This is a genomic window from Arenimonas composti TR7-09 = DSM 18010, assembly GCF_000426365.1.
GTDB classification, from domain to species: domain Bacteria; phylum Pseudomonadota; class Gammaproteobacteria; order Xanthomonadales; family Xanthomonadaceae; genus Arenimonas; species Arenimonas composti.
Genome location: NZ_AUFF01000001.1, coordinates 688,090 through 703,411 on the forward strand (window position 1 = coordinate 688,090; position 15,322 = coordinate 703,411).

General features: G+C 70.0%; 10 protein-coding genes. 4 read left to right on the forward strand and 6 right to left on the reverse strand.

All coding sequences use genetic code 11. The features are described from left to right. Positions 1–12: 12 nt before the first annotated feature. The 3 genes from K311_RS15050 to K311_RS0103170 are packed head-to-tail and all read right to left on the reverse strand — an operon-like array spanning position 13 to position 7,737. Positions 13–3,117, reverse strand: coding sequence for an efflux RND transporter permease subunit (locus tag K311_RS15050; protein WP_051239420.1), 3,105 nt, complete (start codon positions 3,115–3,117; stop codon positions 13–15). Beyond that, complete coding sequence (locus tag K311_RS15055; protein WP_081683242.1) at positions 3,114–6,560, reverse strand: efflux RND transporter permease subunit; 3,447 nt, start codon at positions 6,558–6,560, stop codon at positions 3,114–3,116. The genes K311_RS15050 and K311_RS15055 overlap by 4 nt, the downstream gene beginning before the upstream one ends. A gap of 1 nt (position 6,561) precedes the next feature. Further along, entirely contained in the window at positions 6,562–7,737 is a 1,176-nt protein-coding gene (locus tag K311_RS0103170) for an efflux RND transporter periplasmic adaptor subunit (RefSeq protein WP_026816113.1), read from the reverse strand. 200 nt (positions 7,738–7,937) lie between these two features. On the opposite strand from K311_RS0103170, the gene K311_RS0103175 reads away from it, so the two are divergent. Next, complete coding sequence (locus K311_RS0103175; RefSeq protein WP_051239421.1) at positions 7,938–8,267, forward strand: c-type cytochrome; 330 nt, start codon at positions 7,938–7,940, stop codon at positions 8,265–8,267. A 15-nt stretch (positions 8,268–8,282) separates the two neighbouring features. Next, positions 8,283–8,630, forward strand: a complete 348-nt coding sequence (locus tag K311_RS0103180; protein WP_026816115.1) for a c-type cytochrome — start codon at positions 8,283–8,285, stop codon at positions 8,628–8,630. A 52-nt stretch (positions 8,631–8,682) separates the two neighbouring features. Here the strand turns inward: K311_RS0103180 and K311_RS18580 are convergent, their stop codons facing one another. Together K311_RS18580 and K311_RS0103190 are read right to left on the reverse strand one after the other, a co-directional pair. Then, a complete protein-coding gene (locus K311_RS18580) occupies positions 8,683–9,270 on the reverse strand; it encodes a hypothetical protein (protein WP_161627289.1) in 588 nt (195 codons plus the stop codon). Positions 9,271–9,761: 491 nt separating this feature from the next. Continuing rightward, positions 9,762–10,349 (reverse strand): NfuA family Fe-S biogenesis protein, encoded by a 588-nt coding sequence (locus tag K311_RS0103190; protein WP_026816117.1) that lies wholly within the window; start codon positions 10,347–10,349, stop codon positions 9,762–9,764. 58 nt (positions 10,350–10,407) lie between these two features. On the opposite strand from K311_RS0103190, the gene K311_RS0103195 reads away from it, so the two are divergent. Further along, complete coding sequence (locus K311_RS0103195) at positions 10,408–10,776, forward strand: 4a-hydroxytetrahydrobiopterin dehydratase (RefSeq protein ID WP_026816118.1); 369 nt, start codon at positions 10,408–10,410, stop codon at positions 10,774–10,776. 62 nt (positions 10,777–10,838) lie between these two features. Here the strand turns inward: K311_RS0103195 and K311_RS0103200 are convergent, their stop codons facing one another. Next, the gene (locus K311_RS0103200; RefSeq protein WP_026816119.1) at positions 10,839–11,795 is read right to left on the reverse strand and encodes an RluA family pseudouridine synthase; all 957 of its coding nucleotides are present in this window, start codon (positions 11,793–11,795) and stop codon (positions 10,839–10,841) included. 368 nt (positions 11,796–12,163) lie between these two features. Here K311_RS0103200 and K311_RS15060 point away from each other — a divergent pair, with 368 nt between their 5' ends. Next, a complete protein-coding gene (locus tag K311_RS15060; RefSeq protein WP_081683263.1) occupies positions 12,164–15,280 on the forward strand; it encodes an Rne/Rng family ribonuclease in 3,117 nt (1,038 codons plus the stop codon). Positions 15,281–15,322: the final 42 nt, after the last annotated feature.

The window sequence follows — 15,322 nt, forward strand, 5'->3', positions numbered from 1 at the left end:
CCGGCCGGGACCTCATTCGCGGGTCGCGGGCGCGGTTCCACCCGCGCGGATCACCCCGGAAGCCAGCGAACGCGCGACCGCGAGCCGCTCGCTCACCCACAGGTTCAGGTCGTCGAGCACCGCATAGATCGTCGGCAGGAACAGCAGGCTGACCAGGGTCGAGAACGCCAGGCCGCCGGCGATCGCGCGCGCCATCGGGTAGTACGGCGGTCCCTCGCCGGCCATCTGCGTCGTGCTCAGCGCGATCGGCACCATGCCCAGTATCGCCGTTCCCATCGTCATCAGGATCGGCCGCAGGCGGTCCCGGCTGCCCTGCACCAGCGCGGCGGTGCGGTCCAGCCCCGAGCGGCGCAGCGCATTGATGTGCTCGACCATCACGATGCCGTTGTTCACCACCACGCCCATCAGCACCAGGATGCCGATGAAGGCCATGATCGTGAACACCGTGCCGGTCATCCAGAACAGCCAGAACACGCCGAAGATCGAGAACACGATGCTCGACATGATCGCCGCCGGGAACAGCAGGGACTCGAACACCGCGGCCATCACCACGTAGATCATCACCAGCGCCAGCAGCGTCTTGAACATCATGTCGGCGCCGGCTTCGTCATTCTGGCGGAAGGCGCCGTCGAAGGCGTAGCGGTAGCCCGGCGGCAGCGTCGCCACCGACAGCACCTCCTCCATCGCCTTGCGCGCATCCGGCAGCGTCGCGCCTTCGGCGAGGTTGGCCTGGATGTTCAGCGCGGTCTGCCGGTTCTGGCGGAACACCTGGGTCGCCGACGGCCGCACGTCGACGCGGACCACCGACAGCAGCGGAATGTTCTCGCCGGCCGGCGTGCGCAGGCTGAGCGCCGACAGGTCCTCGATGCCGAACCGCTCGGCACCGTCGAAGCGCACCCATACCGGAACCTCGGTCTCGCCGCGGCGGAACTCGCGCAGCGGCGTGCCGCGCAGGGCGATGCCGACGTAACGCGCGACTTCCTGGGCGCTGAAGCCGTAGGCGAGCGCGCGCTCGCGGTCCACGCTGATCGCCAGCTCGGAGTTGGCGTCGCCGGTGTCGACGCGTACGTCGCGCAGCACCGACTGTCGCGCCAGCTGCGGGATCAGCGCCTCGGCGAGTTCCTTCAGCTGCTCCGAGGAATCGCCGATCAGCGACACCTGGATCACGTCGTTGCCGCCGCCCTGCTGCTGACCGCCGCCCCGGAAGCCGACCTTGGCCCGCGCCGACCGCGGCATGCCCTTGCGGATCTCCTCCTGCACCCAGGCCGGATCGTGCAGACCCGAGCCCTCGTTCCGCAGCGTGACGCGGGTACCGGCCCAGCCCTGCTCGCTGAACCAGGAATAGACCTGGGTGATCTGCAGGCGCTCGCGGTTCTCGTCCAGCCAGTTCTCGACCCGGCGCACCTCGTCCGACACCTGGTCGAGCGAGTAGGCGCCGTTCCACTGGTAGTACATCTCCAGCTCGCGGGTGGGTTCCTGGTAGAACATGTCCTTCTGGGTCATCGACATCGGAACGAAGCTCACCGCGACGATGACCGCGATGCCGGCCAGGCTGGTTCCGCGGTGGCGCAGCGTCCATTCAAGCAACCGCGCGTAGCCGGACTGGATCCGCGCGATCAGGCCGGTGTGCGCGGTCGCCGCCGGCGGCGTCTTCATCCGCGCCGACAGCATCGGGATCAGGCTGATCGCGACCAGCCACGAGGCCAGCAGCGACACCGTGATCGTCACCGCGATCTGCAGCATGAAGATCGAGATCTGGTTGGTCTCGCCGAAGATGTTCGGCAGGAACACGATGCAGTGGCAGAGCGTGCCCGCCGACAGCGCGATCGCGACGTTGCGGGTGCCGACCACCGACGCCCACGTGGGATTGCCGGGGTGTTTCTCGCGCTCCTGGTAGATGCTCTCGACGACCACGACCGCGTTGTCGACCAGCATGCCCACCGCCAGCAGCAGGCCCATCATCGTCAGCACGTTCAGTGTGATGCCCAGAAAGTGCATGAAGCCGAGGGTCATCACGAAGCAGATCGGAATCGCCAGGCTGACCATCAGCGTCGACGGCCAGTGGCGCAGGAAGAAGAACAGCACCGCGATCGACAGCACCAGGCCGATGATGCCGGCCTCCGTCAGCTCCCACAGCGAGCTCGTGACGTTCTCGCCCTGGTTGCCGATGAGAATCAGTTCGATGCCCTCGAACTCCGGCTCCTGGACGATCCGGTACATCTCCGCCATCGTCACCTTCGCCGCTTCGACGAGGTTGGCGTTGCGCTCGCGGTAGACGTCCAGGCCGACCGCGGGCTGGCCGTCGAGGCGGCGGCCGTAATCGACGCGGGCCGGCTTGAAGCGCACGTCGGCGATCTGGCCGAGGCGCAGACCGCCACCGCCGATGACCAGGTCGCGCAGTTCCTGCACGTCGCGCAGCTCGCCGATCGGCTGCACGCGCAGGCGCCGCCCCGCTTCCTCGATCGTGCCGGCGGACACGGAGAAATTCACCGCCTGCAGGCGGTTCGCGAGCTCGTTCAGGCTGATGCCGTGCGCGGCGAGGCGGTCGGGATCGATCGCGATCTCGATCTCGTTGGGCGGCGCCCCCGAAATGTCGACGCGGGCGACGCCGGGAACGCGCTCGAGCCGGCGCGCCATCTGCGACTCGATCAGGTCGTAGGAGCCGACCAGGTTACGGCTGCCGCCCAGGCGCACGCGCAGCATCGGTTCGTCGGCGGTGGAGAACTTCAGCACCTGGAAGCGCTGGAAGTCGTCGGGCAGCTCGCCGCGGATCGCCTCGATGCGCTCGCGCGCCTCGGAGGCCAGCACCTCGACGTCGCGGTCCCAGTCGGAGAACTCGATGAAAACGCCGCCGCCGTCGGCACGCGCCGAGGCTTCCATGCGCTTGATGCCCTCGAGCGTCGCCAAGGCCTCCTCGACCGGCCGCAGGATCCCGCGTTCGACTTCCTGCGGCGTCGAACCCGGATAAGGCAGGTCGACGTAGATGCCGGGAAAGTTCAGCGCCGGGAACTGCTCGAGTGGCAGCCGGAACGAGGCGATCAGGCCGATCACGAGCAGCGACACGAAGAACATGATCACCGTCACCGGACGGCGCAGCGACAGCTCGACGATGCTCATGCGTGCGCGCCCTCCGCGGCGACGTCGTCACCCGGGCTCAAGTCGAGCGGCTTGCGGCGCGCGACGTAGGCTTCGTCCGGACGGCGGTCGAGGAGGTTGTAGACCACCGGGATCACGAACAGGGTCAGCAGCGTCGACACCGCCAGGCCGCCGATCACGGTGATCGCCATCGGCTGTCGGACCTCGGCGCCTTCGCCGCCGAAGAAGGCCAGCGGGGCGAAGCCGAGCAGCGCGGTCAGCGTCGTCATCACGATCGGCCGCAGGCGGGACTGGGCGCCGTGCACGAGCGCGTCGAACTTCGATTCGCCCTCTTCGCGCAGCTGGTTCACCTTGTCGATCAGGATGATCGCGTTCTTCACCACGATGCCGACCATCAGGATCAGGCCGATGAAGACGACGACCGATATCGAGGAATTGGACAGCTTCAGCGCCAGCACCGCACCGACCATCGCCAGCGGGACCGTGAACAGGATCACGAACGGGTGCAGCAGCGACTCGAACTGCGAGGCCATCACCAGGTAGACCAGGAAGATCGCCAGCCCGAACGCGAACAGCAGCGACATCACCGACTCCTGCAGTTCCTCGCCCTGGCCGCCGATGCGCATGCGCACGCCGGCACCCAGCGGGTGCCCGGCGACCAGCGCCCGCACTTCATCGACCGCGGTACCGAGGTCACCGTAGGCCAGGTTCGCCGACACCACCGCGACGCGGCTCTGGTTGGCGTGGTGGATCTCGCCGGGACCGGTGGTGGCGATCACCTCCGCGACCGAGGCCAGGGTCACCGGCGTCGCGCTGCCGGGATTGACGATCAGCCTGCGGATGTCCTCGACCGAGGCGCGGTCGGTTTCCTGTGCACGCACGAGCACGTCGATCTTGCGGTCGCGGAAGCTGTAGCGTGTCGCCACCTCGCCGCGCACCTTGCGGACGATCTGGTCGGCGATCTGCCGGGTGGTCAGGCCGAGCGCCGCGGCGCGCTCCTGGTCGAAGCGGATCTGGATCTCCGGGAAACCGTCCTCGACGGTGGACTTCACGTCGACGAAGCGGTCGGAACCGCGCAGCAGCTCGACCAGGACGCGGCCGGCGCCCTCGAGTTCACCGAGGTCCTGGCCGTGCAGCTCGATCTCCAGCGGCGTCGAGAAGCTGAAGATGTCCGGGCGGCCGAACTTGACCTCGGCGCCGGGGAAACGCGTCTCCATCGTCTGGCGCAGGCGCGCGGTCTCCGCGGCCTCGATCTCGGAAGCATTGCCGCCGCTCATCACGACGGTGATCTTGCCGATGTTCTCGCCGGACTCGGTCGGATCGGCGTCCAGCCGCGTGCCGCTGCCGCTGACCGCGTACAGCGCATGCACGCCGGGATCGCCGGCATGGGTTTCCTGGATCGCGCGCACCACCGCATCGGTGTCGCGCAGATGCGTGCCGGGCGGCAGCTTCACCGTCATCTCGAAGCGGTCCTGCGCCAGCTGCGGGATCAGGTCCAGGCCGAGCGTCGGCAGCACCGCCATCGCCGCGGCGAACGCCAGCGCCGCGGTACCGAGGACAAGGCCCGGGCGGCGCAGCGCGCCCGGCAGCAAGCGGCCGTAGGCCGCCGCCGCGTGGTCGTAGGGCAGCATCACCACGTGGCCGACGCGGTTCATCACCGACGACACCACGCGGCTGATCGCCCGGAACGGCAACACGACGAGCAGGCCGATCAGGCTCACCACCGCACCGATCACCCGTTGCAGCAGGCGCAGGGAACCGACCCAGAGGCGCAGCGGCAACCAGCGCGGCTGCCAGCGCTCGCGCGGCGGTTCCACCGGGAACGCGAGCGGCGCCCTCGCCTTCAGCGAGGCGAGCATGGGAATCAGGGTCATCGCCACGACCAGGGACATGATGATCGCGATCGAGATCGCCAGCGCCTGGTCGCGGAACAGCTGGCCAGCGACACCCTCGACGAACACCAGCGGCAGGAACACCGCGACGATCGTCAGCGTCGACGCGACCACCGCCATGCTGACCTCGCGGGTACCGGCGATCGCCGCTTCGATCACACCGAGACCGCGTTCCCGCGCCTTGGCGATCGACTCGAGCACGACGATGGAATCGTCGACGACCAGACCCGTCGCCAGCGCGAGGCCGCCGAGCGACATCACGTTGAGGCTCAGGTCGAACTGGTCCATGAAGAAGAACGTGGCGATCAGCGAGATCGGCAGCGACAGCGACACCACGAAGGTGCTCCAGCCGTCGCGCAGGAAGAAGAAGATGATCAGGATCGCCAGGCCGCCTCCCCACAGGGCGTCGATCTTGACGTCGGAGATCGCCGAGGCGATGAACACGGACTGGTCGTCCACCGTGGTCATCTCGACGCCCGGGGGCAGCTGCGATTCGAGCTGGGCCAGCATCGCCTTGACCGCTTCGGCGACTTCGACCGTGTTGGCGTCGCCTTCCTTGTAGATCGCCAGCTCGACCGCCTCGCGGCCGTCGAGGCGGATGATCGCCTCGCGCTCGCGGAAGCCCTGCACGACGGTGGCGATGTCGCGCAGCCGGATCGACTGGCCGCCACCCGGGCCACCGCTGCCGCCGGCGGCCGCATTCGCCGCCGAGGCCGAGGCCGCGAGCGCTTCGGCCGAACCGGTCAGCGCGGCGACCCGTGCGGCGGCAGCCGCCGCTTCCTGCGCCGCGGCATTGCCGCCGCCGGCGCTGCGTGCGGTGACCAGCAGGTCACGGATCTGCTCGACGTCGTCGAACTGGTTGATCGTGCGCACGAGGTAACGCTGGGAGCCGTCCTCGATGCGGCCACCGGAGATGTTGACGTTCTCCGCGGACAGGCGGCTGATCACGGTGCCGATGTCGAGGTTGAGCTGGGCCAGGCGCTGCTGGTCGATCAGCACCTGGATCTCGTCCTCCAGGCCGCCCGACACCTTCACCGCGGCGACGCCTTCCACCGGCTCCAGGCGCTTCTTCAGCTCTTCCTCGGCGTAGCGGCGCAGGCGCACCAGGGCGGCCGCGGCTTCCTCGCCCGTGTTCCCCTCGGCGGTCGCCAGGGTGAGGCGCATGACCGGTTCGGTGGAAGGATTGAAGCGCAGCAGCACCGGCTGCTCCGCCTCGAGCGGCAGGCGCAGGGTCTCGAGCTTGTCGCGAACCTCCAGGCTCGCGCGGTCCATGTCGGTGCCCCAGGCGAACTCGAGCACGACGTCGCTCTGGCCGGTACGCGACACGGAGCCCAGCCGGCGCAGGCCCTTGACCACACCGACGGCCTCCTCGACCGGCTCGGTGATCAGCGTCTCGATCTCCGACGGCGCGGCACCGGTGTATTCGGTGCGCACCGTCAGGGTCGGGTAGCTCAGGTCGGGCAGCAGGTTCACCGGCAGGCCGAACAGGCCGATGAGTCCGAACAGCACGAACGTCACCGTCACCATGCTGATGGTGACGCGGCGACGGACCGAGAATTCGACGAGGTTCATGTCAGCGCGAGGCTCCGGCGTCGGCGACGGCGTCAGTGGCGGCGACACGTGCGACTTCGACGCCGTCGCCGCCCACCTGCGGGTTGAGCACTTCGACCGACGCGCCGTCGCGCAGCGTGACCTTGCCGGCGGTCACGACCTGCTCGCCTTCGTTCAGGCCCTCGCGCACTTCCGCGAGTTCGCCGCTCAGGTGGCCGACCTGGATCGGCACGCGCACGGCCTTGCCTTCGCGCACGGCGAACACGGCCGTTTCACCGGCGTCCTCGAGCAATGCCGCGCGCGGCACGGTCAGGGCGTCGGCGCGCTGGTCGTAGACGACCTCGATGCGGCCGAACATGCCCGGGCGCAGGCCCTGGCCGCCCTGGAACGCGGTGACGACGCGGAAGGTGCCGCTGCCGGCGTCGACCACCGGGCTGACGCGATCGATCACGCCGGCGAAAGCCTGGCCGGGCACCGCGTCGACGCTCATGCGCACCGCGAGTCCGGCGCGCATCGTCGCCATCACCCGCTCCGGCACGTTCAGCACGGCTTCGAGCCGCGAGTCGTCGACGATGCGGAAGAGCGAGGAGTTCAGCTGGATCAGGTTGCCGGGCTTGGCATTGCGCTGGGCGATGACGCCGTCGATCGGCGCGACGATGTTGGTGTACGACAGTTCCAGTTGCGCCATCTGATAGGCGGCGCGCGCGGCTTCGAGGTCGTAGCGGATCTGGTCGGCCTGCTCGACGCTGACGAGGCGCGAGGCGGCCAGTTCCTCGGCGCGGCGCAGGTTGTTCTCGAGCTTGCGCACGAGGGCGCGCGTGCGCTCGACCTCCAGCCGCGGCCGGTCGGGATCGATGCGCGCGAGCACCTGGCCGGCGCGCACGACGTCGCCTTCCTCGGCCAGCAGCTCGAGCAGCACGCCGGAGGTCTTGGCGACGACCTGGGCTTCGCCCGGCGCTTCGAGGTTCGCGGTGCCGGCGTAGCTCGCCGCGATCGGGCGGCGGGCGACGGCCGCGACCTCCACCGGGACGGCCTCGGTCTTCGGCTTGGCGGCAGCCTCGGCGGCGCCGCCATCGGCGGGGGCCGCGGCGGCGGCCTCGGCCTCCGGGGCACCGCCGCCACAACCGCCAAGCGCCAGGGCGATCGCGAGGGCCAGCAGGGAAGCGGAACGGGTCAGGGACGCGCGGTTCGTGGTCATGGGGAGGACTTCTGGCGGGGGTGTTGTAGTTGAATAGAACAGTACATCGCGGGGTCCGGAACCCGCATATGCCGGAAGTCCGGCCAGCGTTTCCCGGGTGCGCCGGCTTTGCGGACACGGTCCCCCTGTCCGGGCTTCCGATGCTCCGGCTATACTTTCGGTTTAATGCGTATCCACTTCCTCGAGCGGAAAGAAATCCGATGAAGCGAACCGTTTTGCTCGCCGCCGGCATCGCGCTGGCCCTGTCCGCCCTGCCGGTCGCCGCCGCCGCCGGCGACGCCGACAACGGCAAGAGCCTGTTCTATACGTGCACCGGCTGCCACGGCATCGAGGACTACAAGAACGCCTACCCGGCCTACCGCGTCCCCAAGATCGGTGGCCAGAACGAGCAGTACCTGATCGCGGCGCTGACCGCCTACCAGCGCGGCGAGCGCAGCCATCCGACGATGCGCGCCCAGGCGGAAAGCTTCACCGAGCAGGAAATCGCCGACATCGCCGCCTACCTGTCCAGCCTGAAGCCGGCCAACTGAGGAATACCGACGACCATGCTGCGTACCGCCGCCCTTCTCTCCGTCCTCCTGCTGGCCCTGCCGGCGCATGCTGCCGCTCCGGTCGGCGACCCCGCCGCCGGCGCGCAGACCGCCAAGACCTGCGCGTCCTGCCATGGCGCCACCGGCAATGAAAGCCTCGACGGCACCTACCCGCTGCTGGCCGGCCAGCACGCCGACTACCTCGCCAAGGCGCTGCGCGACTACCGCTCCGGTGCCCGCAGCAATGCGGTGATGGCCGGTTTCGCGCAGGCGCTCAGCGACGAGGACATCGACAATGTCGCCGCGTACTTCGCGAGCCAGCCCGGCGCGCTGCACGATCTGAGCCGCATCGACCAGCGCTGAGGCACCCGCCCGGCGCCCCACGAAGCCCCGCCCTGCGCGGGGCTTCGTCGTTTCAGGGCCGGCGCCACGGCGCCGCGTCATCCGGGCCCGGTGGCATCGGGTCGGCCGCGGGCGGCTTGCGGCAGCTGAAGTCGTAGAGCGCCCGGGTCTGCTGCCAGGCGTCCTGGGTCGTCGCCGCGACGATCTGCTCCCACCACGCCGCGCATTGCGCCTGCTCTTCCGGCGTCAGGGTGTCGGGATCGTCGAGCACTGGTACGTAGCCGTCGTTGTTGTTGCGGATGCCGCAGCCACCGCCGAGTGCCAGCAGGGACACGCTGCAGACCAGCTTCGAACCGGGACTGCCGGGAACCGGGATCTCGACCGTCTTGACGCTGCGCCGCACGGCTTCCTCGAGGATGGCGGTCAGCACGTCCTTCTCCGGCTTCCAGTAGGCATCGAATATCGTGGGCTCGTAGGCCAGCGCCGGCGGCCGCTGCATGAAACTGCCGGCCTCCAGCAACCCGGGTTGCTGGAAGTCGAAGTCGCGGCGGCCCGTGTCGACGTCCTCGAGGCGCGCGACGACGTCGTCGGGCAGCGACAGCGAGCCATCTGCGTCGTAGAGCTGGAGCCTCGGCGCGGCCGGCACCTCCACCGCCAGCATCGGCCGGGACTCCGGCGGCGCCGGATCCGCGGACGAAGGCGGCGGAGCGTCGACGGACGCCGACGGAGGCCGCACAGCCGGGGTCGGCGGTGGACGCGGACGTGGCTGCGCCGGCGCTGCGACCGGCACTGCATCGACTGGCGGTGGAAGCTCCGGTTCGGGACGCGGATCGGTGATGAATACGAGCATGGTCGTGACGTCGCGCATTTCCGCGGATCGCGGTTCGTCGGCGAGCAGTGCCCAGACCGCCAGCGCGTGCACGGCGAGCACGAGGGCGGCGACACCGCGCCGCTGCTCGGGCGACAGCGGCGCCTGCATGCGTGGCAGCGCGCGTGGCTGCCATGGGCCGACGACCTCAGCGAAGTCATCCAGTAGACGAAGACGTTCCGTGTCCGGGCTCACGCAGGTCCAGGCGCTGTGAAGGCCGCCGGAGCGTAGCCAGCGCCCCCCGGAAAAATCGGTTAAAGCCCGGCCCGCCCGCGGACGCGGATTCAGCCGCGGGACATGTACGGCGCCGTGCCCGTGCTGTGGTCGGTGGCGTCCCGCACCGCGGTAACGCCGGCCACGCGCGCGATCAGTGTCTTCTCGATGCCCTGCTTCAGGGTGACGTCGGCCATGCCGCAGCCGTGACAGCCGCCACCGAAGCGCAACCAGACGACGCCGTCGGCATCGACCGACTCCAGCGCGACGCGGCCGCGGTGCGCGGCGAGCTGCGGATTGATTTCGCTGTCGATCAGCCACTGCACCTGTTCGACCAGCGATGAGGCCACGCCCGGCACCTCACCCTTGATCTTCGGCGCGCGGATCGTCAGTTGGCCGCCGGTGGCATTGCTGGCGAAGTCGATCTCGGCGGCATCGAGCCAACGCGTGCTGTCGGCGTCGACGAACAGCGTGAAGCCTTCGCAATCGATCGCCCATTCGTCGCCACGCAGATCGTCCCGGTCGCAGAATTCCAGTCGCGCATCGGCGCGCGGCGTGCCCGGGTTCACCGCCGCCAGGCGGATGCCGGCGGCATCGTCGCCCTGGCTGGCGAGCAGCTTGCGGAAGTAAGCCTGTGCCGAATCGGAGATGCTGATCATGGCGCGCATTGTAGACCCGCGCCCTATACTCCCGGCCCAACGCCGACGGAACACTGCCATGCCGACCCTCGCCGACCTCGCCGCCCGCCACTGCCGCCCGCTGAAGGGCCCGGAACACCGGCTCGACGAGGCGACGATCGCCGAGATGCTGGCCGTGCTTCCCGGCTGGGAACGCATCGAGGACGGCGCCGCGATCGGCAAGACGTTCCGCTTTCCCGATTACCACCGCACGATGGCCTTCGTGAACGCGCTGGCCTGGATCGCCCACGCCGAAGACCACCATCCCGACCTCGGCGTGCATTACGACCGCGCGGTGGTCCGGTACTCGACCCACGACGTCGGCGGGCTGAGCGCGAACGACTTCGTGTGCGCGGCGCGGGTGGAGGCGCTTTTGAGTAACGAGTGGAGAGTAACGAGCAACGAGTAGGGGCCCGCGCGCAGCGCGAGCATTTACTCTCCACTCGTTACTCTCGACTCGTTGCTCGGACGTCAAAGCGCGTTCAGCACCGCCGTCAGCTCGTCGGGCAACGGCGCATTGATCAGATACGGCCGCTCGCCCTGCTCCAGCGCGAACTCGATCGAGGCGGCGTGCAGGAACAACCGCTTCAGGCCGGCTTGCTGGGACAACCGGCGGTTGGCCTCGCGGTCGCCGTATTTCTCGTCGCCGGCGACCGGGTGGCCGAGGTGGGCGGCGTGCACACGGATCTGGTGGGTGCGGCCGGTCTCGATGCGGACCTCGCAGAAGCTGTGGCCGCCGCGCCGCTCGAGCACGCTGAAGTGGCTGGTCGAGGCCTTGCCGGCCGGGTCGACCCGGACCATGCGCTCACCGCCCTGCAGCACCGACTTCTGCAGCGGCGCGTCGACGGTCATCGTGCCGCCGGGCAGCCGACCGACCAGCATCGTCAGATAGCGCTTGCCGGGGCCCTCGTCGTCCTCGCCGGCGCGCATCAGCGCCTGCAGCTCGAGCAGGGCCGAGCGCTTCTTCGCGAGGATCAGCACTCCTGAGGTATCGCGGTCGAGCCGGTGCACGAGTTCCAGCGGCTCGCCGGGGCGCAGCGCCCGCAGTGCCTCGATCACCCCGAAGCTGATACCGCTGCCGCCGTGCGTGGCGATGCCGCTGGGCTTGTTGATGGCCAGGATCGCCTTGTCCTCGAAGACGATGCTGGCGGCCAGCCGCTCGAGCATCGCCTTCGGCGGCGGCTTCACCTCGCCCGGGGCCTCCAGCCGCACCGGCGGGATGCGCACCTCGTCGCCACCGGCCAGGCGGGTATCGGCCTTGGCCCGCTTGCCGTTCACGCGGACCTGGCCGCTGCGTACGATCTTGTAGACCAGGCTGCGCGGGGCCCCCTTGAGCTGGCCGAGCAGGAAATTGTCCAGGCGCTGGCCGTCGCGGTCGTCCGCGACGCGGACCATCCGGACGCCGCCGGGACTGTCATTTGCCGCCATGGGGATTGTCCCTATACAATCGGTTCGCGAGATAACGTCCTGATTTCGCTGGAGCTTGGCCGAAAACCAACCCCGCGAATCCCGAGGAACCGCTACCACACCCCACGGGGGTGACCATGTTAGCCGGTGCCGGAGGCGGTCGGATATCGCCGCGCACCCGCGGGTGGCGCGAACACCGGAACCCGCCAGGCGTGTTCCGGGCCCCCAGACCGACTTACAAGCAAGCGCTCCCGCGGGTACGCCCGAGGTACTGAAGCGCTGGAAGTTCCTGCCAGGCCCGGCTGCGCGTGCGCACCGGGTCGGAAACACCGGTGCGGACCCCGGCGTTCCTCGCGGTAAGAGCGCGTGAGGAATCCACAATGAAGCGCATGCTGATCAATGCCACGCAGGCCGAAGAACTGCGCGTGGCGATCGTCGATGGCCAGAACCTCTACGACATCGACATCGAGCAGCCCTCGAAGGAACAGAAGAAGTCCAACATCTACAAGGGCCGCATCGTCCGGCTCGAGCCGTCCCTCGAGGCGGCCTTCGTGGACTACGGCGGCGAGCGCCACGGCTTCCTGCCGCTGAAGGAAATCTCCCGCGACTACTTCGTCCCCGGCGTCGACCCGAACAAGGCCGGCCTGAAGGAGTACCTGCGCGAAGGCCAGGAAGTCGTGGTCCAGGTCGACAAGGAGGAGCGCGGCAACAAGGGCGCCGCCCTGACCACCTTCATCTCGCTGGCCGGCCGCTACATGGTGCTGATGCCGAATTCGCCGACCGCCGGCGGCGTCTCGCGCCGGGTCGAGGGCGACGACCGCGCCGCCCTCAAGGAGGCGATGGACGCGCTGACGATCCCGGAGGACATGGGCGTCATCATCCGCACCGCCGGCGTCGGCCGCGACGCCGAAGAGCTGCAGTGGGACCTCGACAACCTGCTGAACATCTGGCGCGCGATCACCGAGAAGGCCCTCGCCCGCCCCGCCCCGTTCCTGATCTACCAGGAATCGCGGCTGATCATCCGCGCCCTGCGCGACTACCTGCGCAACGACATCGGCGAGATCCTGGTCGACACCCAGGCGATGTACGACGAGGCCCGCGAGTACATGCAGGCCTTCGTGCCGCAGCACCTGCGCAAGCTCAAGCACTACACCGACGACGTTCCGCTGTTCAACCGCTACCAGATCGAATCGCAGATCGAGGCGGCCTACGAGCGCCAGGTCCGCCTGCCGTCCGGCGGCAGCATCGTCATCGACCAGACCGAGGCGCTGACCGCCATCGACGTGAACTCCTCGCGCGCCACCAAGGGCAGCGACATCGAGGAGACCGCGTTCAACACCAACGTCGAGGCCGCCGAAGAGGTGGCCCGGCAGATGCGCCTGCGCGACCTCGGCGGCCTGGTGGTCATCGACTTCATCGACATGTCCTCGGGCAAGCACCAGCGCCAGGTCGAGGAGCGGCTGGCGCAGGCCCTGAAGCAGGACCGCGCCCGCGTGCAGCAGGGCCGCATCTCCCGCTTCGGCCTGCTCGAGATGAGCCGCCAGCGCCTGCGCCCCAGCCTCGGCGAGTCCAGCCAGATCGTCTGCCCGCGCTGCGAGGGCCACGGCCGCATGCGCAGCGTCGAATCGCTGTCGCTGTCGATCCTGCGCCTGGCCGAAGAGCACGCGATGAAGGAGAACACCGGGCAGGTGCTGGTGCAGGCGCCGCCGGAGATCGCCAACTTCCTGCTCAACGAGAAGCGCCGCGCGCTGGTCGAGATCGAGCAGCGCCACGACGCCCCGGTGATCGTGGTGGCCGACGACCAGCTCGAGTCGCCGCACTTCAACATTTCCCGGGTGCGCGGCAACGAGCTGGGCGAAGAGACCAGCAAGCCCAGCTACCACCGCACCACCCCCCGCAAGCTGGCGGTGCACGCGCTGACCAAGGCGCACATCAACGTGCCCGAGCTGCCGGCGGTGACCGCGGTGAAACCGCCGAATCCGGCACCGGTCCGCGAGGAACCGGTCGTCGTCGAGGCGCCGGCGCCCGCGCCGGTCGTGGTGGCGGCGCCGTTCGTGAAGCGCGGCTTCTGGGATCGCCTGAAGGCGCTGTTCCTCGGCGACCAGGAGCCGGTCGCGGTGGCGGCGCCGGCTGGCGGCAACCGCAACGCCCAGGGCGAGCGCGGCGAACGCGGTGAGCGCGGCAACAACCGCCGCGACCGTGGCCGCGACCGCGACGAGCGCGGTGCCCGCCGCGACCGTGGCGACCGTGGCGGCCGCGACGAGCGCGGCAACCGCGGCAACGGCAATGCCGCGTCCGCCGCCGCGAACGCCGGCAACAACACCGGCAAGAATGCGCAGAAGCAGGCGCAGGCGCCGAAACCGGAGCGCAGCGAGGAGCAGCGCAAGCTCGACGAGGTCCGCCGGCTCGAAGCGCAGGTGCGGCGCGAGGAACAGCAGCGCAAGGAAGCCGAGCGTCGCGAACAGCAGCGCCTCGAGAACCAGAAGCGCGAAGCCGAACGCCGCGAGGCGCGGGCTGCCCGCCAGGCCGCCGCGGCGGCTGCGGGTGCCGCCGGCGACGCCGTGGCGACGTCCGCCGATGAGGCGAGCCCGGTCGTTGCCGCCGACATCCCGGTCGCCGCGCCGGTGGGCGCCGACGCCGCCGCCGAGGGCATGGCCGCCGCACCGGTCACCGATGCCGCCGGCGAGACGCCGGCCGCGGGTGCCGAGGGCGAAGGCAGCGGCCGTCGCCGCCGCGGGCGTCGCGGTGGTCGCCGCCGTCGTCGTGGCGAAGCCGGTGCTGCCGAGGGCAATGCCGAGGGCGGCGCCAGCCACGACGTCGACGACGAGGACGCGGAGCCGGTCGACAACGAACCCCGCAGCGCGGTGCCGACCGTGACCGCCGCCGAGTCCGATTTCGACGACCTGCCCGCGCCGACGCCGGTCCCGGCGGCCGCGCCGGTGGTGCTGCCTGCGGCGACGGCATTCGCCGCCGAAGCGGTCCAGCCGGAAGCGCTGAAGGCCGAAAGCGCTGCGGCCGTGACTGCGGCAGCCGAGATCCCGACAGTCGAGACCCCGGCGGTCGAGGCCCCCGCGGTCGAAGCGGCGACCGTCGCCGCGAGCACGGCGGTCGAAACGCCGGTCGCGGAAGCGACGCCGAGCCCCGCGATCGAGCCCGCGCTCGAGCCCACGGCCGCGGCCCCGGCTCAGACGCCGGTCGCCGAAACCCCGGCGCCGGCCTTCCAGCTGACCCCGCCCGGACCGAGCGCGCCGGTGCAGCCGAGCCTGATTCCGGAAGAGGCCGCGAGCCCGGGCCGCATCGCCGCGATCCCGACTGGTGCCGCCAATCCGTTCGCCGACCACACCCCGGACCAGCTCGAACTGCCGCCACCGGCGGAAGCGGCGCAGCTGGAAGCGGTCGCCGACCTGGTGGAAGAACTGCCGGCGCAGACGCTGGCGGCGATCGCCGCCGAGCCGGTCGACCCGGCGCCGGAAGGCGGCGACGAGGCCGCCAACCGCAGCGCCTGATCCACCGGCGCAGGCAGGCCGAAGGGGCGCCGCGAGGCGCCC

Bases quoted from the DNA above. Each gene is read 5' to 3' on its own strand.
- K311_RS0103180 (WP_026816115.1), top strand. From the start codon at position 8,283: ATGCTGCGTACCGCCGCCCTTCTCTCCGTCCTCCTGCTGGCCCTGCCG.
- K311_RS15050 (WP_051239420.1), bottom strand. From the start codon at position 3,117: ATGAGCATCGTCGAGCTGTCGCTGCGCCGTCCGGTGACGGTGATCATG.
- K311_RS0103170 (WP_026816113.1), bottom strand. From the start codon at position 7,737: ATGACCACGAACCGCGCGTCCCTGACCCGTTCCGCTTCCCTGCTGGCC.
- K311_RS18580 (WP_161627289.1), bottom strand. From the start codon at position 9,270: ATGCTGGCGGTGGAGGTGCCGGCCGCGCCGAGGCTCCAGCTCTACGAC.
- K311_RS0103175 (WP_051239421.1), top strand. From the start codon at position 7,938: ATGAAGCGAACCGTTTTGCTCGCCGCCGGCATCGCGCTGGCCCTGTCC.
- K311_RS15055 (WP_081683242.1), bottom strand. From the start codon at position 6,560: ATGAACCTCGTCGAATTCTCGGTCCGTCGCCGCGTCACCATCAGCATG.
- K311_RS0103200 (WP_026816119.1), bottom strand. From the start codon at position 11,795: ATGGCGGCAAATGACAGTCCCGGCGGCGTCCGGATGGTCCGCGTCGCG.
- K311_RS0103190 (WP_026816117.1), bottom strand. From the start codon at position 10,349: ATGATCAGCATCTCCGATTCGGCACAGGCTTACTTCCGCAAGCTGCTC.
- K311_RS15060 (WP_081683263.1), top strand. From the start codon at position 12,164: ATGCTGATCAATGCCACGCAGGCCGAAGAACTGCGCGTGGCGATCGTC.
- K311_RS0103195 (WP_026816118.1), top strand. From the start codon at position 10,408: ATGCCGACCCTCGCCGACCTCGCCGCCCGCCACTGCCGCCCGCTGAAG.